This window comes from Paenibacillus sp. WC2504 (assembly GCF_052682475.1).
Window position 1 is genome coordinate 2,862,633 of the sequence record NZ_JBQZFH010000001.1, and the last position, 26,398, is coordinate 2,889,030.

At 47.5% G+C, this 26,398-nt stretch carries 23 protein-coding genes; 20 read left to right on the forward strand and 3 right to left on the reverse strand.

Going from position 1 to position 26,398, the window contains the following annotated elements; translation table 11 throughout:
* Positions 1-18: 18 nt before the first annotated feature.
* The 7 genes from ACUN27_RS12440 to ACUN27_RS12470 are packed head-to-tail and all read left to right on the forward strand — an operon-like array spanning position 19 to position 7,669.
* On the forward strand, positions 19-1,008 hold the full coding sequence (locus tag ACUN27_RS12440) for a Gfo/Idh/MocA family protein (protein WP_315952487.1): 990 nt from the start codon (positions 19-21) through the stop codon (positions 1,006-1,008).
* An 18-nt stretch (positions 1,009-1,026) separates the two neighbouring features.
* Positions 1,027-1,827 carry a sugar phosphate isomerase/epimerase family protein gene (locus tag ACUN27_RS12445; protein ID WP_315952486.1) on the forward strand — a complete coding sequence of 267 codons (801 nt, stop codon included), beginning with the start codon at positions 1,027-1,029 and terminating at the stop codon, positions 1,825-1,827.
* 31 nt (positions 1,828-1,858) lie between these two features.
* Positions 1,859-3,307 (forward strand): sulfatase, encoded by a 1,449-nt coding sequence (locus ACUN27_RS12450; RefSeq protein ID WP_326060875.1) that lies wholly within the window; start codon positions 1,859-1,861, stop codon positions 3,305-3,307.
* The gene (locus tag ACUN27_RS12455; RefSeq protein WP_326060874.1) at positions 3,301-4,296 is read left to right on the forward strand and encodes a Gfo/Idh/MocA family protein; all 996 of its coding nucleotides are present in this window, start codon (positions 3,301-3,303) and stop codon (positions 4,294-4,296) included. Before ACUN27_RS12450 ends, ACUN27_RS12455 begins: the two co-directional genes overlap by 7 nt.
* Positions 4,297-4,320: 24 nt before the next feature.
* The gene (gene cysC, locus ACUN27_RS12460) at positions 4,321-4,860 is read left to right on the forward strand and encodes an adenylyl-sulfate kinase (RefSeq protein WP_127450158.1); all 540 of its coding nucleotides are present in this window, start codon (positions 4,321-4,323) and stop codon (positions 4,858-4,860) included.
* On the forward strand, positions 4,857-6,248 hold the full coding sequence (locus ACUN27_RS12465) for a sulfatase family protein (RefSeq protein ID WP_315952481.1): 1,392 nt from the start codon (positions 4,857-4,859) through the stop codon (positions 6,246-6,248). Before cysC ends, ACUN27_RS12465 begins: the two co-directional genes overlap by 4 nt.
* Positions 6,249-6,253: 5 nt before the next feature.
* Entirely contained in the window at positions 6,254-7,669 is a 1,416-nt protein-coding gene (locus ACUN27_RS12470; protein WP_326060872.1) for a sulfatase-like hydrolase/transferase, read from the forward strand.
* A gap of 352 nt (positions 7,670-8,021) precedes the next feature.
* Here the strand turns inward: ACUN27_RS12470 and ACUN27_RS12475 are convergent, their stop codons facing one another.
* Positions 8,022-8,954, reverse strand: coding sequence for a hypothetical protein (locus tag ACUN27_RS12475; protein ID WP_315952478.1), 933 nt, complete (start codon positions 8,952-8,954; stop codon positions 8,022-8,024).
* Positions 8,955-9,139: 185 nt separating this feature from the next.
* Here ACUN27_RS12475 and ACUN27_RS12480 point away from each other — a divergent pair, with 185 nt between their 5' ends.
* Complete coding sequence (locus ACUN27_RS12480; protein ID WP_315952476.1) at positions 9,140-9,952, forward strand: phytanoyl-CoA dioxygenase family protein; 813 nt, start codon at positions 9,140-9,142, stop codon at positions 9,950-9,952.
* Positions 9,953-10,022: 70 nt separating this feature from the next.
* The gene (locus tag ACUN27_RS12485; protein ID WP_326060870.1) at positions 10,023-10,757 is read left to right on the forward strand and encodes a nucleotidyltransferase domain-containing protein; all 735 of its coding nucleotides are present in this window, start codon (positions 10,023-10,025) and stop codon (positions 10,755-10,757) included.
* A 56-nt stretch (positions 10,758-10,813) separates the two neighbouring features.
* Here ACUN27_RS12485 and ACUN27_RS12490 read toward each other — a convergent pair whose 3' ends face one another.
* A complete protein-coding gene (locus tag ACUN27_RS12490; RefSeq protein ID WP_445558993.1) occupies positions 10,814-12,544 on the reverse strand; it encodes a sigma-54 interaction domain-containing protein in 1,731 nt (576 codons plus the stop codon).
* Between the two features lie 229 nt (positions 12,545-12,773).
* Between ACUN27_RS12490 and ACUN27_RS12495 the strand changes: the two genes are divergently transcribed.
* The 8 genes from ACUN27_RS12495 to murI all read left to right on the forward strand — a co-directional run bounded on the left by ACUN27_RS12495 (position 12,774) and on the right by murI (position 21,462).
* Positions 12,774-13,688, forward strand: coding sequence for a proline dehydrogenase family protein (locus tag ACUN27_RS12495; RefSeq protein ID WP_445558994.1), 915 nt, complete (start codon positions 12,774-12,776; stop codon positions 13,686-13,688).
* A gap of 27 nt (positions 13,689-13,715) precedes the next feature.
* Entirely contained in the window at positions 13,716-15,284 is a 1,569-nt protein-coding gene (gene pruA / locus ACUN27_RS12500; RefSeq protein ID WP_326060867.1) for an L-glutamate gamma-semialdehyde dehydrogenase, read from the forward strand.
* 269 nt (positions 15,285-15,553) lie between these two features.
* Positions 15,554-16,633 (forward strand): lactonase family protein, encoded by a 1,080-nt coding sequence (locus ACUN27_RS12505; RefSeq protein WP_326060866.1) that lies wholly within the window; start codon positions 15,554-15,556, stop codon positions 16,631-16,633.
* A 1-nt stretch (position 16,634) separates the two neighbouring features.
* Positions 16,635-16,952 carry an MGMT family protein gene (locus tag ACUN27_RS12510; protein WP_315952466.1) on the forward strand — a complete coding sequence of 106 codons (318 nt, stop codon included), beginning with the start codon at positions 16,635-16,637 and terminating at the stop codon, positions 16,950-16,952.
* Positions 16,953-17,075: 123 nt separating this feature from the next.
* A complete protein-coding gene (locus ACUN27_RS12515) occupies positions 17,076-19,076 on the forward strand; it encodes an MASE4 domain-containing protein (protein WP_315952464.1) in 2,001 nt (666 codons plus the stop codon).
* Positions 19,077-19,227: 151 nt separating this feature from the next.
* Positions 19,228-19,758, forward strand: coding sequence for an ATP-dependent Clp protease proteolytic subunit (locus ACUN27_RS12520; protein ID WP_315952463.1), 531 nt, complete (start codon positions 19,228-19,230; stop codon positions 19,756-19,758).
* A gap of 125 nt (positions 19,759-19,883) precedes the next feature.
* Positions 19,884-20,654: a Cof-type HAD-IIB family hydrolase gene (locus ACUN27_RS12525; RefSeq protein WP_315952461.1), complete on the forward strand. Its 771-nt coding sequence runs from the start codon at positions 19,884-19,886 to the stop codon at positions 20,652-20,654.
* A gap of 31 nt (positions 20,655-20,685) precedes the next feature.
* Positions 20,686-21,462 (forward strand): glutamate racemase, encoded by a 777-nt coding sequence (gene murI, locus ACUN27_RS12530; protein ID WP_315952458.1) that lies wholly within the window; start codon positions 20,686-20,688, stop codon positions 21,460-21,462.
* 80 nt (positions 21,463-21,542) lie between these two features.
* Here murI and greA read toward each other — a convergent pair whose 3' ends face one another.
* Entirely contained in the window at positions 21,543-22,013 is a 471-nt protein-coding gene (gene greA, locus ACUN27_RS12535) for a transcription elongation factor GreA (protein ID WP_315952457.1), read from the reverse strand.
* A 152-nt stretch (positions 22,014-22,165) separates the two neighbouring features.
* Here greA and ACUN27_RS12540 point away from each other — a divergent pair, with 152 nt between their 5' ends.
* The 3 genes from ACUN27_RS12540 to ACUN27_RS12550 all read left to right on the forward strand — a co-directional run bounded on the left by ACUN27_RS12540 (position 22,166) and on the right by ACUN27_RS12550 (position 26,358).
* Complete coding sequence (locus tag ACUN27_RS12540; RefSeq protein WP_379171394.1) at positions 22,166-23,728, forward strand: hypothetical protein; 1,563 nt, start codon at positions 22,166-22,168, stop codon at positions 23,726-23,728.
* Positions 23,729-23,739: 11 nt separating this feature from the next.
* On the forward strand, positions 23,740-24,138 hold the full coding sequence (locus ACUN27_RS12545; protein ID WP_445558995.1) for a hypothetical protein: 399 nt from the start codon (positions 23,740-23,742) through the stop codon (positions 24,136-24,138).
* 468 nt (positions 24,139-24,606) lie between these two features.
* On the forward strand, positions 24,607-26,358 hold the full coding sequence (locus ACUN27_RS12550; RefSeq protein WP_315952453.1) for a sensor histidine kinase: 1,752 nt from the start codon (positions 24,607-24,609) through the stop codon (positions 26,356-26,358).
* Positions 26,359-26,398 lie beyond the last annotated feature (40 nt).

The following is a 26,398-nucleotide window of genomic DNA, read 5'->3' on the forward strand; positions in this document are numbered from 1 at the left end:
AAACGGGAGGAATAGACGATGACGTTAAAGGTTGGGGTTGTAGGGGTTGGCAATATCGGTTCCATTCATGCCAATGTGTACCATGAACATGCGAAAACAGAGCTTGTTGCTGTATGTGACATCATCAAGGAGAAAGCAGATGCGGCTGCGGCCAAATTCGGCTGCAGAGCTTTCTATAGCGTGCAGGAAATGCTGGCCAGCGGCATTCATTTGGATGCTTGCTCGATGGCGACCAAAGGGGAAGAGAATGGCGGCGAGCATTATCAGCCTACGATGGAGCTGCTCGAGGCGGGCATTCCTGTTCTCGGGGAAAAGCCGATTTCCAACCGGATTGACGAAGGGGAGCGGATGGTGGCGCTTGCCAAAGAGAAGCAGATTCCTTTTGCCGTCAACTTGAATCATCGTTTTACGCCTGCAGCGCTTCGTGCCAAAGAATGGGTAGAGGAAGGCCGTCTAGGTCAGTTACATATGATTAATATGAAAATGTGGATCAACAACCCGGTCGAAACTTCGCCTTGGTTCCATTTGCGCGCGCTTCATCCGCATTCCTTCGATGTGATTCGTTATTTCTGTGGGGATGTGAAACGGGTAGCCGCCTTCATGATGAAAGGCGAAAACAGGAAAATTTGGTCCAATACGCAGGTAATGCTTGAGTTTGAAAATGGCGCCATCGGGAACCTCGTCGGCAGCTATGATGCTGGAGCCAGCTACGGTTTGGAGCGCTGCGAAGTTGTCGGCTCCAAAGGCCGTTTCGTGCTGGACGACGCTTGTGAGCACTTAACTTTCTACCCCCGTCATAGCATTTCAACGGAAAGCTACAGCTATTTGGGCGGCATGCGCCATTTCAACGAAACGTTTAAAAGTCGCATCAGCGACTGGATTGAGCAGCTGGATGCCAAAGTGCCTTACGATCAAATCAATGGTTCGGGCCAAGAGGCGCTGAAGGCACAGACGATTATTGAAGCGGCTATTCGTTCATTTGAAACGTCAAGCATTGTTGAACTTTAACTTGGGAGGCTGTAAACCATGATGCAATTAGGGATAAATTCCGTACTGTTCAAAGATTTTGATTTCGCTACGGCAGCGCAGCATATTAAGCTTTGCGGCTATGATGGTGTGGAGATCTCGGCGATCAAAGGCATGTGCGAGCACATTGAGCTTGACAACTGGCGGGAGCAGGCACCGGAGATTCGTAGAATCGCCGAGGAGGCTGGGCTGAAGCTTCTGTCGATGGAAGTGGCTGAGCTGAATGAGACGAGGCTTCCGCTTGCTTTTGAAGCGGCGGCAGAGCTCGGGATCCCGGTTGTCAATGTGGGACCGGGCGGAAAGTCGGACGTCGAAGAGGATTTGCAATTCACGATTGAAAAGCTGACGCGAATGTCAAAACTCGCAAGTGAATACGGGGTTACGCTTTGCGTGAAAGCGCATGTCGGCGGTTCGATTTATAATACGCCTACCTCATTAAGAGCGATCGAGGCAATTGAGAATCCATCTTTTGGCATCGATATGGACCCTAGTCATATTTATCGGGCCGGCGAGAATCCGGAAGCGGCTTTACCGGCTGTGATCTCGCGCGTGAAGCATATTCATATTCGCGACTGCAGCGGCAGACAAGCGGGGCCAGGCACAATCGACAAGCAGGCATGCGGGCGTGGAGACATTGATTTGATTGGCTACTGCAAAGTGCTTGCAGATAATGGTTATGAAGGTCCTGTGTGTCTTGAAGTCATTGGCGCCAATGGGCACTCTCTCGCACAGGTTTCTATTGTAGCGGCTGAAAGCTATGGCTATTTGAATGCGGTACTGCGCTCTTTTGGAGCAAGATAAGTCGATTATAAACGGAGAAGGAGTAATTCCCATGACATCTAAAATGCCGAATTTACTGCTGCTTGGTATAGATAGCTTACGTCGAGATCATATGAGCAGTTATGGTTATCACCGGCTGACAACCCCGCATATTGACCAATATAGCCAAGGGGGCGTGCTGTTTGAACAGCATTTCTCCCCGAGTATTCCAACGACGCCGGGGTATGCCTCCATGCTCACGGGTATGGATTGCTTCGGAACGGACGTTGTCGCGCTGCGGCACGGCGGACCTGTCGGCGACCATGTCAAGATGCTCTCCGAGCTGCTAGAAGAGAACGGTTACAATACAACGTGTATCGGCTTCACAGGCAACCCCTCGGCACGCGGCTTTCAGAAATATATCGATTTCGAAGGCTGGGGACCTGACGAAACGGGAAGAAGCCCGAAAGCGGACAACTTGAACCGTGTCGCCATCCCGGAAATGAAGCGCCTTAAGGAAGAGGGGAAGCCATTTTTTCTCTTCTTGCGCCATATGGATCCGCATTCGCCTTATTTGCCGCCTAAGCCATTTGAACGGATGTTTTATGACGGCAATGAGTGCGATCCCGCCAATCACTCTTTGGATGAGCTTTACGATTTTAAACCATTCGCCGACTATTTCAGCTCCTGGTTCCCTGAGGGATGTACAGACAGCAAATATATTGATGCGCAGTATGATGGCGCGATTGCCTACATGGATACGGGCATTCAGTCCATATTCACGGCGCTTGAGTCCCTTGGCATCGAAGATGAAACGCTTGTGGTCATCACCTCCGATCATGGTGAAACTTTAAATGAGCATGACTGTTATTATGACCATCATGGACTGTATGAAACGAATTTGCGTATTCCGCTCATTCTGCGTTTCCCGGGCAAGCTCCCGGCAGGTAAGCGAGTATCCAGTTCCTCGCAAATTAAAGATGTAATGCCGACTATTGTGGAACTTCTGGGTATACCGTGTGAGATTCCATTCGATGGCCGCAGCTTAATTCCACTTGTGAAAGGCGAGGAGCGGGTGCCGGAAAGTGAAATGTACATTACAGAATGTACATGGATGCGCAAACATGGTTGGCGGACGCCGGAATGGAAGCTGATTGTAGCGCTTGAGCCGGATCTGCATTTCAAGCCTCCAGTGGAGCTGTATAATTTGGTTCGCGATCCTGAGGAGCTGCATAACCTCATTGATGAAGAGCCGGAAGTAGCGGCCCATCTCATGAGCCGGTTAAATGCGCATATCGCGAAGCGGGAACAAGAAACAGGACGTGAGAATCCGATCTATACGAATTTGAATTGGCATGGATTAGGATGCGGTCCGTTCAAGACTTCTCAGCAGGCTTTTGACTCCATGCACATCGGTTCCCCGAGGACGGCACGATCCTTGCAAACGAAAGAGAAGGAAGCCGAACCGGTGGCAGCAGCGGAAGGGGAACCCGCAGAAGTGGAAGCTGACACGACATGCTGAGAATAGCCGTTGTAGGAGTTAATCACATTGGACGTATACATTGCCGTTGTTACAAGGAACATGCAGATAGCGATCTCATCGCTATCTGCGATTTGAACAAAGAGCTGGCGGATTCTGTCGCTGCACAGTTTGGCGTGAAAGCCTATTATGACCTGGATACCATGCTTGAAGCTGAACAACTGGATATTATCAGCGTGGCTACTGGAGGAATCGATAACGGCTCTCATCACCGAGAGCCTGTTATGAAAGCCATTGCGGCCGGTAAGGACGTACTGGTCGAAAAGCCCATTTCCAATTCGCTGGAAGAAGCCCGGGAAATGGTTCAATTTGCGAAAGAAAAAGGCGTTCGTTTCGCTTGTAATCTCAATCATCGTTTCACGCCGGCTGCCAAGAAGGCGAAGCAGTGGATGATGAATGGCGATATCGGCCAACCGCTTTTTGTAAATATGAAGCTGACGATCGGCAATCCGAATGAATCCAGTCCCTGGATCCATTTGCGCGCTCTGCATCCGCATTCACTTGATGTGATGCGTTATTTTGCAGGTGAGGTTCGCCGTGTTCAAGCTTTTTTGACGAAGGCCCCTGGTCGCACGGTGTGGTCAACGGCTTCCATTAATTTGGAATTTGCCTCTGGCGCGGTGGGCCATTTGCTGGGCAGCTACGATATGTTCGGCATTCATCCCATTGAGGCTTGTGAGGTCGCAGGCGATCAAGGCAGATTTGTTTTGGATAATGTGTATGAATCGCTTACGTACTATCCACATCGTCAGGAAGACCTGAGGGTTTACCGTAATTCTATTATGAGCGGAATGCGCGGTTTCGAGGATACGTTTCGTCTGCGGCTGGATGCCTTTATACAGGAAGTGAAGGAGGGAGTTCCTCCTGAACAAATTACAGCATCCGGGGCGGACGCCTTGGCTGTTCAAGAAATTATTGAAGCGGCGATCCGTTCCCATCTGGCCAATGGTGCTGTTATCCCGATTTCCTAAAGACCGATCCGAAGGAGGAAGGTTATGAGTAAAGATGGAGAGGTACTGTGGTTCACCGGTCTCTCGGGCTCAGGCAAATCAACGACGGCTCGTGCCTTGGTTGAGCCACTTCGCGTCAGCGGCAGGAAAGTAGAGCTGCTCGATGGAGACGAGCTTAGGCAGACGATTTCCCAAGGGTTGGGCTTTAGCAGGAAGGACCGCATCACGAACGTTGAACGTATCGTTTTTCTTTGCAAACTGTTATCGCGCAACGGTGTTACGGTCATTGTATCGGCCATTACGCCCTATGAAGAGATGAGAGCGCATGCCCGTGCCGAGCTGCCCGGTTATGTTGAAATTTTCGTGGATTGCCCTCTTGAAGAATGTGAGCGGCGAGATGTGAAAGGGCTGTATGCCAAGGCCAGAAACGATGAAATCAAGCAATTTACAGGTATTGGAGATCCATATGAAATGCCGGAGCAGCCGGACATCGTGATTCAAACGCATGTGGACGAAGTAGAGAGCAATGTCGCTTTAATCATGGATTACTTGATGACAAAAACAGGACGGAGTGAGGCCGTATGAACATTGTTTTCATCTCAATGGACACGATGCGCGCCTCCCGGCTGGGCTGTTATGGCTATGGGAAGCCGACTTCGCCCTACATGGATCAAATCGCGGAGCAAGGTGTTCTGTTCGAAAGAGCGTATGCAGCAGATATCCCAACGGAAGTGGCCCATACCGGTATATTTACGGGGAAAGTAGGGCTGCGAACAGGTGTCGTTTCACACGGATCACCGCTAACGCAGCTGCCCAAGAAAGAGTCGTGGCTGCCATCTCTTTTACAAAATCAAGGTTTTACGACGGCTGCTGTCGATAATTTGTATCAATTAAAGGAATGGTTCGCGAGAGGTTACCGATATTACATCAACTCGGTTCAAAAGACGCGCAGCATCGACGGGAAGTCGGTGAATGAGCTTGCTTTCAAGTGGATTCGCGAGCATAAAGAAGATGATTTCTTTCTGTTCTTGCATTATTGGGATCCCCATACACCTTACCAGCCTCCGGCAAGTTATGTGCCAGCTTTCTATGATCAGACCCGGGACCCTTATGATCCGGCCAATCGCAGTATGGATGCCGCATATAATCATGCGGCTTATCCGTTTTTTAAGCATCATCATTATGACTTGCTCGGCCCTATAACGGATGCTGCGTACGTTAATGCGCTTTATGATGCAGAAGTGCGTTATCTCGATGATCGTCTGCGTGAGCTTGATGAGCTGCTTATTGCGGAAGGGGTCTATGAGGACACCTTGTTGATTTTGTTCGGCGATCATGGAGAAAGCTTGACGGAGCATGATATTTACTGGGATCACTGCGGATTATACGAAACCTCGGTTCAAGTGCCGATGATTATGAGATGGCCTGGACGAATTCCGGAAGGACGCCGAGTTAAAGGCTTAGTTCAGCAGGTCGATATGCTGCCGACCATCTTGGAAGCAGCCGGTATCATGACACCGACGAACATTGACGGGCGCAGCTTGTGGCCGAGTATACGCGGGGAAGCGGATGGAACGCATGATGCCGTCTATTTAAGTGAATGCGCTTGGCAAGCGAGCAGAGGGATTGTGACGAAGGATTATAAATTTATTCGCACACTGGATGCAGGACCTTTTGTTCGTCCACCAAGGGAACTGTTCGATTTGCGTGTTGACCCGGATGAAACAGTGAATATCGCCGAAAGTTCTCCGGCCATTGCCGATGAGCTTGCCTATCAGTTGGACAATTGGACGGAAAAAATGCTGAATGGACGGGCGGATCCCATGCTGAAACAGATCGAAGTAGGCCTTCCGTTTCGCAATCGTATCCATGAGATTTTGCTGCAGTATGGCTTGACCTGGGATGAATGGATACAGGATCCTCGGCGAGACAGGTTCGACGAAGCTTCCGCAGCCAGGCATGCGGGGAGGTAATCACTTTGACGGAGACGGTTCAAAAGCCTAATATGCTTATCATCGTGGTCGATCAACTGCGCTATGATTGCCTTGGTTATAGTAATCAGGCGCCTGTTTCGACACCTCATCTCGATAAGCTCGCGTCTGAGGGTATGTGGTTTGACCGTGCCTATAATCATATTCCCATCTGTGGCCCCGCGAGGCAGTCTTTCGTCTGTGGCAGAAGGGCTGAAGCCTTCGGCGGACTTTGGAACTTCTCTTTGGGCATGCGGATCGGTGCACTCGAGCCCACGAGCTTCTCGTGGGCCCGTTCTTTGCAAGGGGTGGGCTACTTGAACGGGTATATTGGCAAATGGGATGTCCATCCGACCTATGATCCGACACATTATGGGTACAATATGTTCGTTTCCAGTGATGAGAAGTACCGGGAGCGGACAAAGGCACGGTACCCGGAGCTGGGGTATACGGGCGGGTTCTTTGGCGAAATCGACCCTTTGCCGCTGGAGGATACGCGCACACACCAGACGGTCGCCATGGCCACGGCGTTGATGAAGCAGCTGTCGGAGGAAAGCGCCGGTTCACCTTGGCAGTTGCGGGTAAATTTCCAGGAGCCTCATCTGCCCTGCCGCCCGGTTGCCGAATTCGCTGCCATGTATCCACCGGAGAGCATTCCCGAATGGGGAAGTTTCCGTGAAACGTTTGCGAATAAGCCTTATATTCAGAGCCAGCAGCTTAGAAATTGGGAAATCGAGCATTATGATTGGGCGGATTGGGCGCCAATCGTCGCTCGTTATTATGCGATCATCTCGCAGTTAGACGATGCTGTTGGGAAGCTTCTCGCGGAGTTAGACGCTTTGGGACAAAATGAGAACACGGTTGTCATTTTCACAACCGACCATGGCGACATGTGCGGCGGGCACCGCATGTTGGATAAACATTACGTCCTATACGAGGACGTCGTAAAGGTTCCCCTAATCATTAGGTGGCCTGGAGTTATTGCGCCAGGCAGCCGCTGCGAGCGATTCGTCCAGACCTTGCTGGATTTGCCGCCTACACTCTTGGCTATCGGCGAAGCGGAGCCGCCAGTGGATCATCGGCTTCATGGGGAATCCTTGCTGCCGCTGCTTCTGGGCGCTGATCCGGGGGGGTGGCGCGAAGAAGTTGTCGCCTCTTACAATGGCGGACAATTCGGCCTCTACACGCAGCGAATGATTCGCACCCGGGAGTGGAAATACATCTGGAATTGTACAGATGTCGATGAACTTTACGATATGCGCCATGACCCGCATGAGCTTCATAACGTGATTCATCATCCGGCTAACAAGACTGCTGTCGCCGAGTTGCGTAAGCGGCTCTATCATATTTTGTACGAGGATGGCGATGGTATCGTGCAAAATGATTGGATGCGGGATCAACTGCTGGAGGGGCGGAAGGGGTAGCGGTGGAGGATATGCCCAGCTTGCTTATCTTTCATGGGCCTTATGGAGTTTGGATTTACTCCAACGAAAAGTACATTTGCACGTCCAATTCTGACATCTCGTTGGATTTCATCCAATGAATTGCCCAGGTTCATCTCTAAGATGAACCTATTTCGTCATATAAACAAAGCTTAATCCCCTTTTGCGACAAAAAGCGAAGTTTCGGTTCCCGAGCTGATTTCGGCAAAGTAGCTGCCCTTTATATCCTTTTGCAAAAGGAATAGAGCGTTGCAGCCAGATTGTGTGCTTGCGTCAATAAAGAAAGACTATCCACAAAGTCATCAATGATGACCTTGTAGATAGTCCTTTTTGTTTACCGCTGTCTGACCAGCTTCGTTACCCGGCCATCGGAAATCCACTCGGCCAAGTAAACGTTGCCCTCGGAATCTACACAGATGCCGTGCGGGGAGCTGAATCGATCCGGACGGTAATAGCTTTTGGGAAGATTCGGCCAACCTTGCTGCTTGTAGGCTTGTTGATCCTCGCCTAAGTGCGTGATCAAGCGATCATTTGCGTCCAAAATGGTCACCCGGCTATGTAGATCGGGGAGATAGACTTCATCGCCGAAGAAGTAAAAAGAGCAAGGAAGATCCAGATTATGCTCAACGAAACGCAGATGCTCTCCTTCTAGTGTGAAGACTTGAATACGGTTGTTACTGCGGTCAGCTATGTAGATTTCCGGTTGTTCTCCGCGCAGATTAATGGAGATGCCATGAGGCGAATTAAGCTTGCCTGGCTCAGTTCCTTTTCCGCCCCACGAACGGATGTATGTGCCCTCTGCATTGTAATGATGGACGTAGGATTGGCCATAGCCATCCGAAACATAAATGTCACCGTTAGGAGCGACACAAACATCAGTTGGCACATATTTGCGCTCAGCATCATATAAATCAGGCCGATCGGGGGGGGTAATCCGCAGGAGTACTTCACCGGATAACGTCGTTTTGACAATCATGGAACGTTTGGTGTCTGCAAAATAAAGGTACTGCTGTCCATCGGAATCGCGATGCAAGTAAAAGCCGTGGGCCCCGCCTTCAAATTCACTTCCCCAGGATGTGAGAAAGGTGCCATTTTTGTCAAATACAACAACGGACTCTTTGCCAGTGTGATGGACATACACACGATCTTCATCGTCTACGACTATCCCATGGGTGTAACCATACTGGATATCTGCCGGCAGTTGTCCCCAGCCTTCTTGTACGGCATAAAGATGTGAAGCGTTTCCAATAATAAGCTGCTCAGACATATGAAACCTCCTTAGTGGTTGACAAGCTTCTTTACCATCATACACCATGCCCTTACAAAATAGGTCGGTTAATTTCTGATCGTTAATTTTTCTGTGAAAAGTGCAATTTCAGGTTGGAAATATCTAACGACTCGGAGGCTTGCTGACCTTACAATAAAGGTATATCAAGCGAGGAGGAATCAATCATGCTAACACAAGAGCAGATCAAACAATTCGATGAATTGGGATTTCTGAAAGGCGACGTCGTTTTATCCGATGAAGAAGTGGAGCAACTACGTGAAGAACTGGAAAACGTGATGGAAGGGAAATCTGTCAAAAAGCCAATCCTCAACCGAAATATGCTCGATAACTCCCATTACGGGATGACCATAACGAAGAAGGAAACGGTTGTCCAAATCGTGAATATATGGATGGCAAGCGATGTGTATTTGCAGCATGCGTCCAACCGTAGAATATGCGAGGATGTGGCGCAGCTATGTCGTACGGATACGCTTCGGATCTGGCACGATCAAATTCAGTACAAACCGCCTGTCATGGGGGGACCGACACATTGGCATCAAGATCACCCGCTATGGCCTGTGATTCAACCAGCTGATCTCATTAGCGCCTGGGTTGCACTGGATGATGCCGTCATAGAAAACGGCTGCATGTGGATGGTGCCGGGCAGTCATAAATGGGGCAACCATCAAAAATATTTAGGCTCGAACGATGAGTTCATGCCGGTTCACAAACAACCGGATTTGCTTCCGGAAGGAGCAAAGGTGGAAGCGGTACCTTTTGAAATTAAAAAAGGTCAAGTCGGCTACCACCACTCTCTGACATGGCACGGCAGTCCGAATAACCGTTCAGAAATGAAACGCAGGGCAATTGCGGTTCACTATATGCCAGGTCATACGTATTACGCTCCGACAGGCGGTCATCCGATGGAACCCCATATTCATGTGGCGCCAGGCGAAATCGTGTCAGGAGAAAGTTTCCCGGCGGTGTATCAGAGATAGCCCTTTGTTAAGAAAGGGGAATTGCTTTATCCCTAGCCCGAAACCTACGCCTTTTCCAGATATCAATGAAATGTTAGAGCAACTTGTTCTTGGTATCCTACGTGTACTCAATCAGGACGTTGTTGGTGTCTATGTTCACGGTTCCTTGGCACTGGGGGACTTCAATCGTGAAACGAGTGATGTTGATTTTCTCGTGGCAACTCGGACCGAACTGCCTGCGGAGAAGCATCCAACTTTGGAACAGATGCATGCTGAGCTGCGAAACCAGGGGTTCAAATGGGCTGGCAACATGGAAGGCTCTTATATTTCGCAGGAATTGCTTAAGCGCTATGATCCTCAGCAGTGTTGGCATCCTGCATTACGCTGTGACGGCAGTTTTGGTGTAGACGGGCATGCGAGTGATTGGATCATTCAGCGTGCCATCCTTCGTGAACATGGCATTACGCTGCATGGCCCAGCACCAGAAAATCTGATTGATCCTGTTGCACCTTACGAGCTTAAAAAAGCTGCGCAAGCAATTTTAACCGAATGGTGGAGCCCTTTATTTGTAGATGCGTCTCGCCTTAAATCGAGTGAATATCAGGCCTATACGATTCTTACGATGTGCAGGTGTTTGTACACGATAGAAGAGGGGCTTGTCGCTTCCAAACCTGCCGCAGCCCATTGGATGCTAGCTACAACACATGGAAGTAAATGGGGGTCGTTGATCCGGCAAGCCTTGGCATGGCGCAGGGGAGATGAGCTCAACGCAATCAATGAAACGTTGGCTTTTATCAGGTATACCCTTGAGCAGGCTGTTCATTAATAAAAGTCCCTTTTCCATCTGGCTATGGAAGGGGGACTTTTACTTTTACCTATAGATTACTCCATCTGATATTCTTTCATTTTGTTATAAAGGGTGCCTCGGGAAATGCCCAATAGCTTGGCGGCTGCGCTTTTATTTCCTGCTGTCTTGGCCAGTGCGTCCTCGATGAGTGTGATTTCTTCCTCGTCTGATACTTTCGCTTTTAATAAAATAGCAGCAGAATCTCCTTCTAACGAGGCGAGACTAGGCTGACCTTCTTGTAAAGCTGTAGGCAGGTGCTCAAGTTGGATGATATCCTCATCACTTAAAATAACGCAGCGTTCGATGACATTTTTTAATTCCTGGATATTTCCAGGCCAAGCATAGTTCGTGAGCGCCAAAATCACTTCCGGCGAAAGCACGGGAACCGGTTTCTGATAATTCAAAGAAAACTGCTTCAGATACATATGCACCATAGCGGGAATGTCTTCCGTTCGATCGCGTAAAGGCGGAATCCGGATGGAAATCACATTAAGTGCATAGTACAGATCAGAGCGGAATTCTTGGGTAACCAGCTTAGCTGCCAAATCCTGCGTAGTTGCAATAATAATCCGGGTGCGCACCCGGATAGGCTGGCTTCCGCCCGAACGGACGATGGTTTGCTGCGTGATAGAATGGTAGAGCTTGGCTTGAAGATCCAGTGGAAGCTTCTCGATTTCGTTAATGAATAAAGTGCCTTCTTTGGCTTGTTCCAGCTTCCCGGCTTCCCCTGTTTCACTTCCTGTAAAAGCTCCGCCTTGATAGCCGAATAATTCAGCCTCAAGCAGCCCCGCGGGCACAATGCCGCAATTGAGTGTCAAGAAAGGATGTTCGGACCGCGAGCTGGACTGATGAATAATATGAGCAAGCTGCTCTTTGCCAACACCCGATTCTCCGATGAGGAGGACGGGTGTTTCTGTTGCGGCCACTTTTTTGGCCCACTGAATGACTTTGCCGATGGCAGGGCCTTTGCCTTTGATTAACGTAAATAAATCTTCCGTTTGTTCTTTATTAGGAAGCCCGAAGGAGTCCGCAGCCGTTAACTGTTCATTTAACCTCACCAACTGTGTAATATCCTGTTCAGTCGCAATACCGCCAATGATAAGCCCTTGGGCATCCCGGATCGGCGAGGCGTTGATAAGGACATGTGTGTCTGGGCGTGGTCGGTGATACGTATTTCGAATCATGCGGCCTTCGTCCAAAATTTTGAGCACCATTAACGTTTCCACGTCAAAATGCTCACCAATCCGCTTCCCCAAAATATCTGCGCTAGGAAGCTGATAAAGCTCTTCGGCAACCGTATTCCAGTAGATCACAGCGCCGTCTCGATCAACGACCGTGACAGCATCGGTAACGGTGTCAGCAAGGGCAGCGAAATAAGCCGCCGATTTTTGCTGTTCTAGCGTTGCAGCACGCAGCAGGTCTGATAAGGAGGAGTATCCCCGAACGTTCCCTTCTTTATCCTTGATCAGAAGAGGCCGGTTCGATGACAAAGTCAGTGGAATGAGGCTTGCCAGATTTCCTTGGTCGTCCCATTGCACAGATTCGGCAAGGAAATAAGAACTCTTTTCCAATAAAGCCTGGACGTTCATAGCCGACAATGCAGGTAGAAGCGCGGCGTCCTCCGGCGTAAATAAACAGGTGTGGCTGCCGGAATGTGCAATGACACCCGTGCCTTTATTTAAATAGAAGGAAACTTCCTCAAGCGTTGTTTCTATTGAAACAGTAACGATCGAGGCGTTTAACAGAAAGTGTTCATTTTTGAACATAGTCGACCTCATTTATGGAGCGTTGATTTGCTATAAATTTACCACGAAGCTAATGGCGATTCAACACGTTCTGGAAGGGCGGCGAGTATGATAGGAGTATAGTTGATAATGTGTTCAAAATTATGAAAAATATACACATAAACAAGTAGTGTTCAAAATATAAATTATAGTGTACAATAAAAACATAAATTAAACACTATTGTACAAATTCCTTTGGAGGAATACACAGATGGAACTCATGATGAGAAACATGTTTCAATCTTTAGGGAAGAGCCGCACCGCGAATCGCTTAGCGAAACGATATGGTTTACGTTTTGGCGCCGCACGTTTCGTTGCCGGTGAAACCATTCAGCAATCTATTCAAGCTGTGCGTGGACTCAATCAGGATGGCCGTATTGCCACACTGGATCATTTAGGGGAGTTTGTTTTCAGTGAAGCGGAAGCCTTGGAATCGGCTGATATGTGTATCCAAACATTAGATGCCATCGCCCAATCCGGCGTCACCTCCAATTTATCTCTAAAAATGACCTCACTTGGTCTGGATATAAGCAGAGATTTGTGTGTAAGCAATATGAGACGGATTCTTGACCGGGCTCGCATGCACGGCAATTTTGTCCGGATTGATATGGAAGACTATGCGCACAGCCAAATATCGCTCGACATCTATCGTGAACTGCGAAAAGACTACGACAATGTCGGCATCGTGATTCAAGCTTACTTGTTCCGTACGATGCAGGATATGGATGATTTGCATGAGCTTGGCGCGAACTTGCGTCTTGTGAAAGGGGCTTACAAGGAATCCCCGCAGGTTGCTTTTCCAGAGAAAAGCGCTGTTGATGATAACTATAAAAAGATTATTCAAAAACATTTGCTAAACGGCCATTATACGGCGATCGCCAGTCATGATGAAGCGATTATCCATTTTACGAAGCTCTTTGCCAAGGCAAACGGGATTTCGGGCGATCAGTTTGAGTTCCAGATGCTCTATGGGATTTGTGAAGACTTACAGAAGCAATTAGTGAAAGAAGGATACCGGGTACGTATCTATGTTCCTTATGGTGTGGATTGGTTCGGTTATTTCATGAGAAGGTTAGCAGAACGTCCAGCCAATGTCTGGTTTGTTCTTAAAAATATGTTCAAATAAACTTCCCATTCGGAGAGGAGAAATAACATGACAACATTTACAAAGGTGAGCCCTTACGCGAACGAGCCGTTTACTGATTTTAGCTTAGAGGAAAATAAAAAGGCCATGCAGGCAGCTATTTCGAAAGTAAAAGAGGAATTGGGCCGCGAGTATCCGCTTTACATCGGAACGGAGAAAGTGACGACGGAAGCGAAAATTACGTCTATTAACCCAGGTAATGTGGATGAAATTATCGGTTACGTCAGTAAAGCGGACCAAGCTCTTGCTGAGAAGGCGATGAACGTTGCACTTGAAACGTTTGAATCTTGGAAAAAGGTTCCGGCAAGAGAGCGTGCCGAATACTTGTTCAAAGCGGCAGCGCTGATGCGTGCTCGCAAGCATGAATTCTCAGCGCTAATGCTGCTGGAATCCGGCAAAAACTACGTGGAAGCCGATGTTGATACGGCTGAAGCGATCGATTTCATCGAGTTCTATGCGCGTGAAATGATTCGCCTGAGTGAAATCAACGAGACGCAGCCACTGGTCAAAATTCCCGGCGAAAACAACAAACTTACGTACATCCCTCTAGGCGTTGGAGTTATTATACCTCCATGGAACTTCCCTCTTGCTATCTGTGTTGGGATGACGATGGCAGCCGTTGTTTCTGGTAACACTGTTCTGCTTAAACCAGCTTCCACGACGCCGGTAATTGCGCATAAATTTGTTGCACTCATGGAAGAAGTGGGTCTGCCTGCAGGCGTTATCAACTTCATTCCAGGCAGCGGCGCAGAGGTTGGGGACTACTTAACGACGCATCCGAAAACGCGTTTTATCTCCTTTACAGGCTCCAAAGAAGTAGGTTTACGCATCAACAAACTTGCCGCTGACACCGTTCCGGGTCAAATTTGGATTAAACGTGTCGTTGCTGAAATGGGTGGAAAAGACGGTATTGTTGTAGACGAAACAGCTGATCTTAACGCGGCTGCAGCGGCAATCGTGGCTTCGGCTTTTGGCTTCCAAGGTCAAAAGTGCTCCGCGGGTTCCAGGGCCATCATTGTAGAGTCCGTATATGACGAAGTGGTTGAAAAAGTGGTTGCCTTGACGAACCAGCTGCAAAGCGGTTTGCCTGAGCTTAACTTTGCAGCAGGTCCGGTGATCGATAAAACGTCCTACGAGCGGATTCTGGATTACATCGAAGTTGGCAAAAACGAAGGAACACTTCTTGCTGGCGGTGGCAAAGCGGATGGCAACGGCTATTACATTCAACCTACTGTATTCGGCGATGTGAGCGGTAAAGCTCGCATTATGCAGGAAGAAATTTTCGGGCCGGTGCTCGCCATCGCCAAAGCGAAGGACTGGAAAGAAGCTATCGCGATGTACAACGATACCGAGTTTGGTTTGACGGGTTCGTACTTCTCGACAAACGAAGAGCGTATCTCCGAAGCGCTTGACACGGTACACTGCGGCAACTTGTACATTAACCGCAAATGCACGGGCGCTTTGGTCGGCGTTCATCCTTTCGGCGGCTTTAACATGTCGGGAACGGATTCCAAAGCAGGCGGATATGATTACCTGCTGCTCTTCACGCAAGCGAAGCTGACATCTCGCAAGGTGTAATAAAGGGAAAGACGGACGATGCGTCCGTCTTTTTTTGTTTTGGCGTGGTGTGGTTTGCCTCCGGCCAAACATTCCCCCTCTGTTCGCCGGAATAACGGATCGTAGTTCCCCACCATCAATGTATATGCTGTCGAGGAGATGGCTTATTTGCTTTGCTACGGAAGTGGGCCCATCACCCGTCAGACATACCCCAACCCTCGACATATTGCTCCTGAGGACTGGATTTGAGATAATGCACATAGGAAATTGATAGATAGGAGATGGTTATTATGTCTAAGTCCCAAAAAACGCTAGCATTTATTGGTTCCTATGCGGATTCAAGCAATCCAGGCGTGTATACCTGCCAATTTGGAGAAGGGAATGGAAGTCTGGAAGTCCTTCATGAAGTGGATGGCTTGCAAAATCCTACGTTTCTATCCGTCGATACGACAAATTGGAGGCTGTATGCGATCTCGGAAGGAACGAATGCAAACGGTCAACGCTGTGGAGCAGCAAGCTCCTATGATATTGACACGGTCTCGGGGAAATTAGCCTTTTTGAATAATGAGCTTACGCTTCCGGCAACGACTTGTCACATCCAACTTGATCATTCGAATCAAGTGATTATGGTTTCGAGCTATCACGGAGGCATGGTGGGCTTGTCGCCTGTTCTGGCGGACGGACGAATTGGCGAAAATGCAGATATTCAGCAGCATGAAGGCTCCAGTCTTTTGGAGGTGCAGGATAGACCGCGTGCTCATTCCGTTTTCTTGGATCGTACGAATACCTATGTAGGCGTTTGCGATTTAGGATTGGATAAAATCAAGCTGTACAAGCTGGATCTTGCTGCGAAAAAGCTGCATCCTCATGGTGAGGTGTCTGTTGCTCCAGGGTCAGGACCGCGGCATTTTGCCTTTCATCCATCCTACAAGTATGGTTATGTAATCAACGAGTTAGGCTCGACGGTGACAGCTTTTAGCTACAAAGAGGAGCAGGGAGAGCTTACTGAAATTCAAACGATTTCTACGCTGCCTGAGGCGTTCGAAGGTGAAAATGCTTGCGCGGATATTCACGTTTCTCCGGACGGCAAGTATCTTTACGGCTCGAATCGCGGGCATGACAGTATAGTTGTGTATGCTATTGATGCGGATACAGGCAAATTGACTCCTGTTGAATATGCACCTACGCTTGGGAAGCATCCGCGTAATTTTGCCCTTTCACCGGACGGGGCACATCTTTTAGTCGCAAACAAAGACTCCGATAACATTGTATCGTTCGCAAGGGATGCCGCAACTGGGAAGCTGTTGCCAACCGGAAGCGTGCTGACGCTGTCCAAACCGGTATGCATCAAATTTGCCATTGTAGACTAAAATGACACCATACACGCAGCGCGTGATCGAAATTATCCGTTCCATCCCCGAAGGGAAAGTGATGACCTACGGGCAGGTTTCGCGACTTGCGGGAAGCCCGAGAGGCGCCCGTCAGGTCGTGCGGATCTTGCATGCCATGAGCAAGAAGTATAAGCTGCCTTGGCATAGAGTCGTGAATGCAAAAGGTGAAATTGCCATTGCAGATGATGAAGGAGCGGAGCTGCAAAGCTTTTTGCTTCAATCAGAGGGTATCGAGCTCATTGAGGATCGCTTAATCTCACTTGAGCGCTATCAGGCTCACATGGAAGAAAATACATAAACGATAACATAAGAAGCCTCATTTCTTGCCACAATAAGAAGTGAGGCTTTCGTATGCCGGAAGGAAACTGTAGAATCTTGTCGAAGTGTAAAGCACAAAGCTAAGCATTATCGGGGGTTTATCATGGGTCAACATCAAGCGCTGCCTGTGGCGGTATACAATTTATTAACGATGCCGTCTAATCGTGCGCAGCGGCGGTTTGCTTATATCATTGGGGCTCTAGTAACCCTTATTTCTTTGTTCACTGTGCCTTTTGTCCGCATTCAGCTAGGAGAAATGCCGGCTTTCCAGCCGGCTATTTTTTCTACGGTTGTTTGCTTCGAACTCATTACGGCCTATGTGATCTATAGTCAGTTTAAAATCTCCCGCCAACCCGCGGTGCTTGCTCTTTTTGCGGGTTATTTGTTCTCGGCGGGCATGAGCTTAGTTTACATCCTCGCGTTCCCCCGTGTTTTTGCTGACAATGGGTTGTTCAACTCAGGACCACAAACCTCCGTGTGGGTGTATTCGCTTTGGCACATAGGCTTTCCGGTGGCAGTCCTGCTTTATTTGCGACTTGAAGCCAAACATCGGAATGTGCGGTACAGCTCTCGCAAGGCAAAGCTAGCCGGTTGGTGTACATTCTTTGGCACAATCATATTGATGACCGTGTTTACGTTGTTTACGACGCATTTCGTTGAGCGGCTGCCAACCGTTTTGTCACAAGGACAGCTATCTCCCGCATTTGTTAAGTTTGTTGGGATACCGATCGTTGTGCTTACGTTCATCACGCTGCTCATCTTTTACGTTCGGACTAAAGCTAGTACGGTAACCTCAACTTGGCTGTGCGTAGCAATCCTTGCGATGATGCTGGATGTGGTCATTGTTCTTTGCGGAGGCGGACGGTTCAGTCTGGGTTGGTATGTGGCGAAGTGGAACTCCTTTGTATGCTCGAATGTTGTGCTGGCCGGCATGATTTATGAATTTACGAAAATGTATCTGAACATGGCGGATCTTTTTAGAAAAGTCAAAGACAGCGAGTATAGTTATAAGGTGCTCCTTGGGGAAAGCCAGCAAGCGGAAAGGACGATCTCCGAACAGAACACGATTATCGAGCAGATGCTGGAGTCCAGTCATGAAGCTATTATCATGTGTGATACGGTAGGCAGAGTTATTTTTGCTAACCGCCGTGTGGAGCTTTTTTTTGAAAATCCGATTCACAAAGGGGACTGTTTGTTCACATATTGCGAAGGTATGCGAGCGTCAGACACTGCTTTTAAATCCATCGTCGAGGCTTATTTCAACCAAACTATACCGCCTTTTCTGAAAAGGATCTCAAGAGTCTCGCATTCCGGTGAAATGAAGCATTATGAGTGTTACGTCAATCCCATAGTGGACGAGGGGGCTGACACGCTCAGGGGTCATTTGTTCGGATTCAGGGACCGGACCGAAGAGGAACGGATCGATGAGATGAAAAATGAATTTGTCTCCATCATTTCCCATGAAATCCGAACTCCGCTGTCTTCCATTATGGGATTTATTGAGATTTTGGCGACCCGGAACGTCACGGAGGACAAGCGAGTCAAGTACGTAGAGACGATTCATAAGGAATCTATGCGACTGTCCAATCTAATCAACGATTTTTTGGACTTGCAGCGATTGGATTCAGGACGGCAGGTCTTTCATTTTCAAACGCTCAACACAGCTCATTTGGTAGGTGAAATCGTGGATCAATGGCAGGGCAAAGACAATCATGAGATTGAACTGCATGTCCTTGATGAATCCCTTTTTATTCATGGGGACGAAGAACGTCTCAAACAGGTTTTTCATAATTTGATCTCCAATAGCATCAAGTACTCTCCTGATCAATCGAAGATTGATGTGTATGTGGAACGTGAGAATGGCCGTGTGCACATCAAAATTCAAGACTATGGACTCGGCATTCCGGCTGAGGCATTGGATAAACTATTTGGGAGATTTTACCGGGTAGATAATTCAGATCGCAGGAAAATCGGGGGAACCGGACTCGGGCTGTCTATTGTTAAAGAGATTGTAGAAGCTCATCACGGCAAGGTGCTGGTGGAGTCTGAATTAGGCAGGGGTTCGATTTTTACGGTTCAATTCGATGAGCACAAAGAGGGGTAGCTTACTTATGAAAAACAAAAAGAATCTGGCCCCGTGCCAGGTTCTTCTCATTTTCGCCCAAAAATAAGCAAAAACAATCAAAAGTGTTACAAAGTCGTTCTGTCGGGAATAGACTATCTGTATCATAGGCCATAGGACAGGAGGCATTTCGATGAATGAAAGAACCTTATATCTATTCGATGGCATTAATAAAAGCTCTGTGAAAATCATTGTCGAGCAAATTATGAAAATAAACCAATTTGATGATGACAAAGATAAAAAGGAGAAAGATTTTAAACGCGTTCCCATCGACGTCATTATTAATAGCAATGGGGGGAGCGTCTACGACGGTCTAGGCCTCATTAATGTGATCGAAAACAGCAAGACGCCTGTACACACCTACGTGTATGGACTAGCTGCCAGCATGAGCTTGCTGATCGCTGTGAGTGGCCACAAAAGGTATGCCGGCAGGCTCAGCACCTTTATGTATCATGCCGTTTCTACGCATATTGACGGTCATCTGGAGTATTTGAAAAACAGGGTGGATGAGACGCAGAGGCTGCAAAACATTTATGATGAATACCTCTTATCTAAAACAAAGTTAACCCAAGATGAAATCCTTCGTGTTCAGGAGCATCAGCGAAATTGGTATATGAGTCCTGAGGAAGCTTTATCCTTTGGTGTGATTGATGAAATTGTATAGGAATTGGGAAGAGAAGCCTGGGGGATTCTCTTTTTCTTTGTTTTTTATCTCTTTTTGGTGTTTAATGAGAGAAAGAGAGAAGGCTGGCAGCGACAGCTGCCGCCAAGTGCAAAGGAGACCCAACTGTGTATAAAATTGTGTTTTTTGATATCGACGGTACCCTTGTCAATGAGGAAAAACAGGTTCCTGCTTCCACAGTAACCGCTATTCATCAATTAAAGCAGCAAGGCATTGAACCGGTGATTGCTACCGGACGAGCTCCTTACTTCATTAAACCCTTGGCTGAGCAGCTCGGGATCGATTCCTATGTTTGTTTGAACGGGGGATATGCCGTGTATCGGGGGGAACCTCTGTACAGACGCATCATTGCCAAAAGCAGCATTGAAGCTTTGGTAAAACTTGCCGCGAAGTACAAACATTCTCTCGTATTCGAAGGGGAGCATCAGTTTTTTACGGACACAGAAGATCATCCATTCGTAACAGGATCCGTTTCGTCGTTGAAGGTAGATTTGCCAGGTTATGACCCGGATTTCTGGAAAACGAACGATATTTATCAGATTTTCCTGCACTGCGAAGATACGGATGAACATTTGTATGAAGAGCTTCAAACGGAATTTAAGCTGATTCGCTGGCACCAGCATGCGATCGATGTTTTGCCTGCTGGAGGTTCCAAAGCCCAGGGGATTGCAGCACTGCTTGAGCTTGTAGGCATCAAACCGGAAGAAGCGGTTGCATTTGGCGATGGCTTGAATGACATGGAAATGCTTTCCTTTGTTGGGATGGGCATCGCGATGGGGAACTCCCACAAGGAATTGCTTCCTTATGCGGATCATGTGACAACGCATGTGGATGAAGATGGCATTCGCAATGGACTTATAACAGCAGGATTGCTCTAACATTGAAAGAACAAGATCAGGGTGAAAACAAATGAGAATAGCTTTTTTTGATTCAGGAATAGGCGGGATTTCCGTCTTACACGAAGCCATGAAGCAATTGCCTCATGAAGACTTTCTTTACTTTGCAGATACGCTGCATGTGCCATACGGTACGAAACCGAAGGATGAAGTCCTTTCTTTTGTGAAACAAGCGGTGGAAACCATCAGCAAGGAAGAGGTTTGTGCACTCGTTATTGCTTGTAACACGGCTACGAGCATTGCGATCGCGGAACTTCGCAACATCTATGACATGCCGATTATCGGCATGGAACCTGCGGTAAAGCCGGCGCTTGCCATGAACCGTTCTTCGGGAAAAAGAGTGCTTGTGCTTGCGACACCGTTAACGCTCAAAGAATCCAAATACCGGGAGCTTGTTTCCCGTATCGATGACATGCACATGGTGGATTCGCTGCCAATGCCGGAATTAGTTCAATTCTGTGAGCAACTAAACGTGGATAGCCAGCAAATTATTGATTATTTTCATACCCAGTTCGCTTCGTTCGATCTAAGTCTGTATGGTACGGTAGTCCTTGGATGTACGCATTTTCCTTTTTTTCGAAGCGTATTGAAAAAGGTTCTGCCCGATCATATCCAAATTGTTGATGGAAGCGCAGGGACCGTGAACCGGCTGACTCAACTGCTAAGTGATCGAGACCAACTACTTGGCAAAGGACATTCCGATTTGAAATGGATGTGCTCGGATGATAATCCGATGTACCTGGAGAAAATGCGGAAAGCGCTGCAGCTCTTTGAGGTCGTTGGGGTATAAGAGCTGAATAGGAAAACACAAAAAGGGCTGTCGTCCAGTAGATGTATCTACAGGGAGACAGCCCTTTCGTTTTAACTTGATTATACGCGAATCTCAAGCAGTTCGTAGGAGATAACACCCATTGGCGCATTGACGCTGATTGTATCGCCAACTTTTTTGCCCATGAGCGAGACACCAAGCGGGCTTTCGTAGGAGATTTTATTTTCATTGACATTTGCTTCAGAGGTGCCGACGATTTTGTATTCGATTTTTTCGGCGAATTCTACATCATTAAGGACAACAGTGGATCCTACTTGAACTTTAGATGTATCCAGATTCGTTACAACGCGCGCCTTTTTTAACATTCTTTCGATGGTCAAAACTCTCGTTTCCATGAAACCCTGTTCTTCTTTGGCCGAATGGTATTCACTGTTCTCTTTCAGGTCACCGTAGCTAATGGCCGTCTTAATCCGGCTTGCCAATTCTTTGCGTTTAACGGTTTTCAGTTCCTCAAGCTCAAGTTCTAAACTGCGTAATCCTTCGGGAGTTAGAATGATTTCATCATTGGACATTTTTACAGCTCCTCATGTATTCGATACTTGTTATAGTACTAAAGTAGCGAGGTCAAGTAAAGTAATCGTAAAAAAGCAACTTATTGATCAGGAGAACGTCTAAATGATGGAAGTATTTTCCTTATAATGGATGCGGAAGCGGTGAGTTTACGATGATGAAAATAAAACTGTTCACATTCACGGTTGTTGCAGCAGCAATGGGTTTGGCTGGTTATGTGTCCCAAGCAGCTGCGGATACAATTTATGGAGGTTCTTTTGCTCCAGAGGGGCTTCGATTCCCGGACGAGATAGAGCTGCTGGCTGAAACACCTTATTACGCTGCGGCAGATACGTACAACACGGATCCTGAAGGAACATTTGCTCCGCAGACCGTGCATGTACTGGAAACCGAAAGCGGCTGGTCGATCGGCGAGGCGACTTGGAAAATCGAAACCATGTTCGGACCGCGGTGGATCAGGCCGAAACCTTGGGAAATCGAGATTGCGCCGCCAAAGCGGATCACGCTTCTAGACGAAACACCGCTTTATCGCAGTGCAAGCACGAAAAATACCCCTGTCGCTGCTTTAACCCCCCAAGAGGTGGAGGTAACAGATGCTGAAAAGATGTGGTTCTATACCAACGATCCTAACAGCAAAGCCTGGATAAAAGTGCATACAAGTTGGTTAGGAGATCTATGGGCGTTTATTCCAGTTAAGGAAATTGGTACGGTTCACGACGTTCAGCGTAAAGCACATTATGATAATCTTCCCGCAAAAAGCGATCTAGGCGCGGCAATGGGCGTCGGTCAGCAGCAGATGGACTGGTCTACGACGACAGCAGGGGATTTCACGATTGTCCATGAATTTACAACGATATATGATCGTGCTTTCGAAGTTCAAACCGATCAAGGGACGGTCTGGACGCGAGACAAAGGAGTGACCATTCTTCCGACAGATGAAACACTGAAAATTGCACGTGAGACGCCGTTATTTCCTACTGTCTTCGCGGGGTTGGCGAAAATAGATGCGGTGCTTAAAGACGAGAATGTCATTGTATTTGAGAAAATCATAGAACCCTTATGGGCGGGGAGGGGTCCATACGAAATTTGGCATAACAGCACCTGGTATCATGTACGTTCCTCGAAGGGAACAGGATGGATTAACAAGCTGGTCGGAGAACCGGAGTCTGCCGTACCTGTTCACTGGAAGATGTTGGTTAAGAATGCAAGAGAGCTGTCGCAATATCCGGAAGTGCCGTTTAACGACACGACATTGCTGCTGCGCAATCAGACAGTGGAAGTGATAGAAGCTTGGAATCCGCCGAATGGCGGATCTATGTGGCTGAAAGTACACGTTGATAACCGAACGGGGTGGATTCCATTCTGGAACGGTACGCAGGATACACTGTGGGATGAGGATTCTCAAACGATAGCACGTGTTGCCAAGACGGAGACGAATGGTGTGAATATTGTACCGACTGGCACAGGAGATTTACAGCTTAACACGGGTGTAAGGATAGGCTACACGGACAAAGGCCAATCTTATTTAAACGTGAACCAGCTGGCCGATCTGTATCTCTATGAAGTAAGCACCGCTTCAGGTAAGAATGAGATTACGCTTACCAAGGGCGATTACTCCTTCGATTTGCAAGCAAATCAAGCCAGTGCTGCTGTGCATTGGCAAGAAGAGGCAGGTGGGAACGTGCCTCTGGATAAGCCTGCCGAGGCTGGTATTTAAATTTAAAAGATGTGCTGGCGCTCTTTGGGTTAACGCAAGTAGTTGCCGGAAATGAGTACAGTTTGTTTGAGAAAAATTATACCGTAATTGCCGAAGACATTCCGACAAGTGTGAAGAGCGGACGGCTGGAATTGCAAGCATTCGTGAATGACTGGACCAGTAGAGAAGATTACAATGCTGGGCAAATGCCGCTTCAACTGAGCATCGAAGAGGGAGAAGACCGCGGAGGAATCGAGCATAATTCCGTGAACAAAGGAATTGTGAATCAGTCGGATCAAAATTCAGCCGGTACCCTGTTTAGCTTGAAAACATCACATCCGTTAGCTGTGGGGAGACATCAAGTCGATGTTGTCTTGCGCATAGGCGAAAGAATCATTTGGAAGAAAAGTGCTGAGATAGCGGCTAAGTAACCTAAACATGCAACCTAGTTCCTGCGGGTTGCATTCTCTTTTTGGCGTCTCGAAAGGAACTACAGTCCGCTATTTCAGAGAAAAGCGGTATTTTGGCGGTACGAGAGGAACAACAGGGCACTATTTCTTTGCATTTTGCTGGTTTATAGCCAAAAGCGAAGAAATAGCGTCCCCTAGTTCCCAACGCAAGTGAGAAGGTGCTTTTACAAAGAAAAAGCGCCCTGTAGTTCCGTTTCCGTAAGGAAGAAACCAACGAGAAATCCACCCCTAGTTCCCATCCTGTATCTTGGTATTTTTCCCTATCTTACCAATGGTTTAAAAACCGCAATATTAATTGATAGACAAGGCTTTCCTATCCTACTATACTACTGAAAGGGACAACTAATTTCGAGATGTGTCGAAAAAGTTTTACATAGTGTCGAATTTGTAATATTCATTTTACAACATATAGAAAGTGTGAACATCTTCATGAGAATAAACTCCAAAGTCATCTACATCACCTTAATTATCGTTATTCTGTTGCTGGTGACGAATAATACCTCTTATTACTGGTATACGAAATCACTGTTAACGGAAGCCTTATCGATGAGGATGGAGTCGACGGCCAACCAAATCCGAACGTCCATTGAACTGTCAGAGGAAGGATCCTTCTTCGTGGAAGATTTAGTTGGAGAAAAGCTACGCGCTGTCGCACTTTTCGCCGCGAACAAGCTCGATCCGGATGCCGATAAAGTATCCAATGAACAATTGGTTCAGCTGGCCAAACAAGCGGGGGTCGACGGTTTCTCGCTGATGAAGCGGAGTGGTGTTGGAAACGATATCATGGTCGCCAAGTCATCGGAACCCAAAGAACTTCAAATTAAAAGCACAATCCCTTTTGGCTATTGGTTTACGGCTTTCGATCAATTGATGACGAACCACCAGGTTACGATTCCTGAAGGTCAGAAACTGCCGAATTTCTGGTCCGGTATTTACGAGGTTCCAGCTTCGGGCTCCAGCAATGTCAGTAAATTTGGTTATTATTACGACGGTTCGACCAATTATATTATTTGTGTGTTTGTGAATGCCGATAAAATTCAACGGTTTAAAGAAATCGTCGGTGCTGATACTGTTGTAAAGAAAACGCTTGCGGCAAATCAGGATATTTTGGAAATTTCGGGTCTGCATGGGGTTACGTTCGGCACTAAGCCAATTGAGTACAAAGGCAGTGACGGCACATCTTTCATTTCGGTGTATGATCGGCCGCTGCTGTTCGGTTCGTACAACATTACGAATGACAAAGATTTGAAGTATTACAAAGAGTCCATCGAAAATAATAAACCGGTTAGCATCGTAGAGAGCTGGAATGGGAAACCGATTCTCAAAACGTTCATGTACGTCCCGGTTAAGAACAAACTGACCGAAGTGCAGCGAGAAGTTCCCTACGTCATTTCCATTACGTCGGATTATCAATCGATTCAAGAGACTTTAAACAAACAGCTCGTTCAGCTTATGCTTGTGGTTGTTCTGTTTACGGTTTGCAGCTGCATCTTTATATACTTTGTCTTCCGATTTATTACCAAAAGCCGTGAAACCGCGGTTCAATCCACACAAGAAATGTACATTCAAAATGTGGATTTGATGTTTGCAACGATTCGCAGCCAGCGGCATGACTTCTTAAATCATGTGCAGACCATGTATGCGCTCCTTGCAAATGGCAAAAAAGAAGACCAGATGAAGTACATGAAAGAGTTGCTGGAAGAAATCAATGAAGTGAACGATATCATTCGTATTGGCCATCCGGCGATTGCTGCTTTGATTCAAGCGAAGTTTGCGCTTGCTATGCGGACGAAAATTGATTTTCATTATGAATTTACAGGCCTTGATGGCTTAGCTTTAGGGGTAAAATCCGTTGATCTCGTGAAAATTATCGGAAATCTGATTGATAATGCTTTTGACGAGGTGAATAAATTCCCGCCAGGCGAACGGGAGGTTATTGTGAACGGATGGTCGGAGTCCAATCAAGTGACGATCTCCGTTTCCAACCCTGTGCTTCCGGATTTCCAAGTAGAGGACTACAATCAAATGTTTACGATCGGCTACAGCACCAAAGGTGACGGTGAGCATCAAGGATTAGGCTTGTCGGTCGTGAAGGAGCGGATTGAGCACTACAAAGGGACAATCGAAGTGTGCGTGGAGGATGGCTGGATTTGCTTTAAAATATCGATTCCAATGCAGTAAATGGAAAGCCCCTTCTTTTTCTGTTTAAGACAGAGAAGAA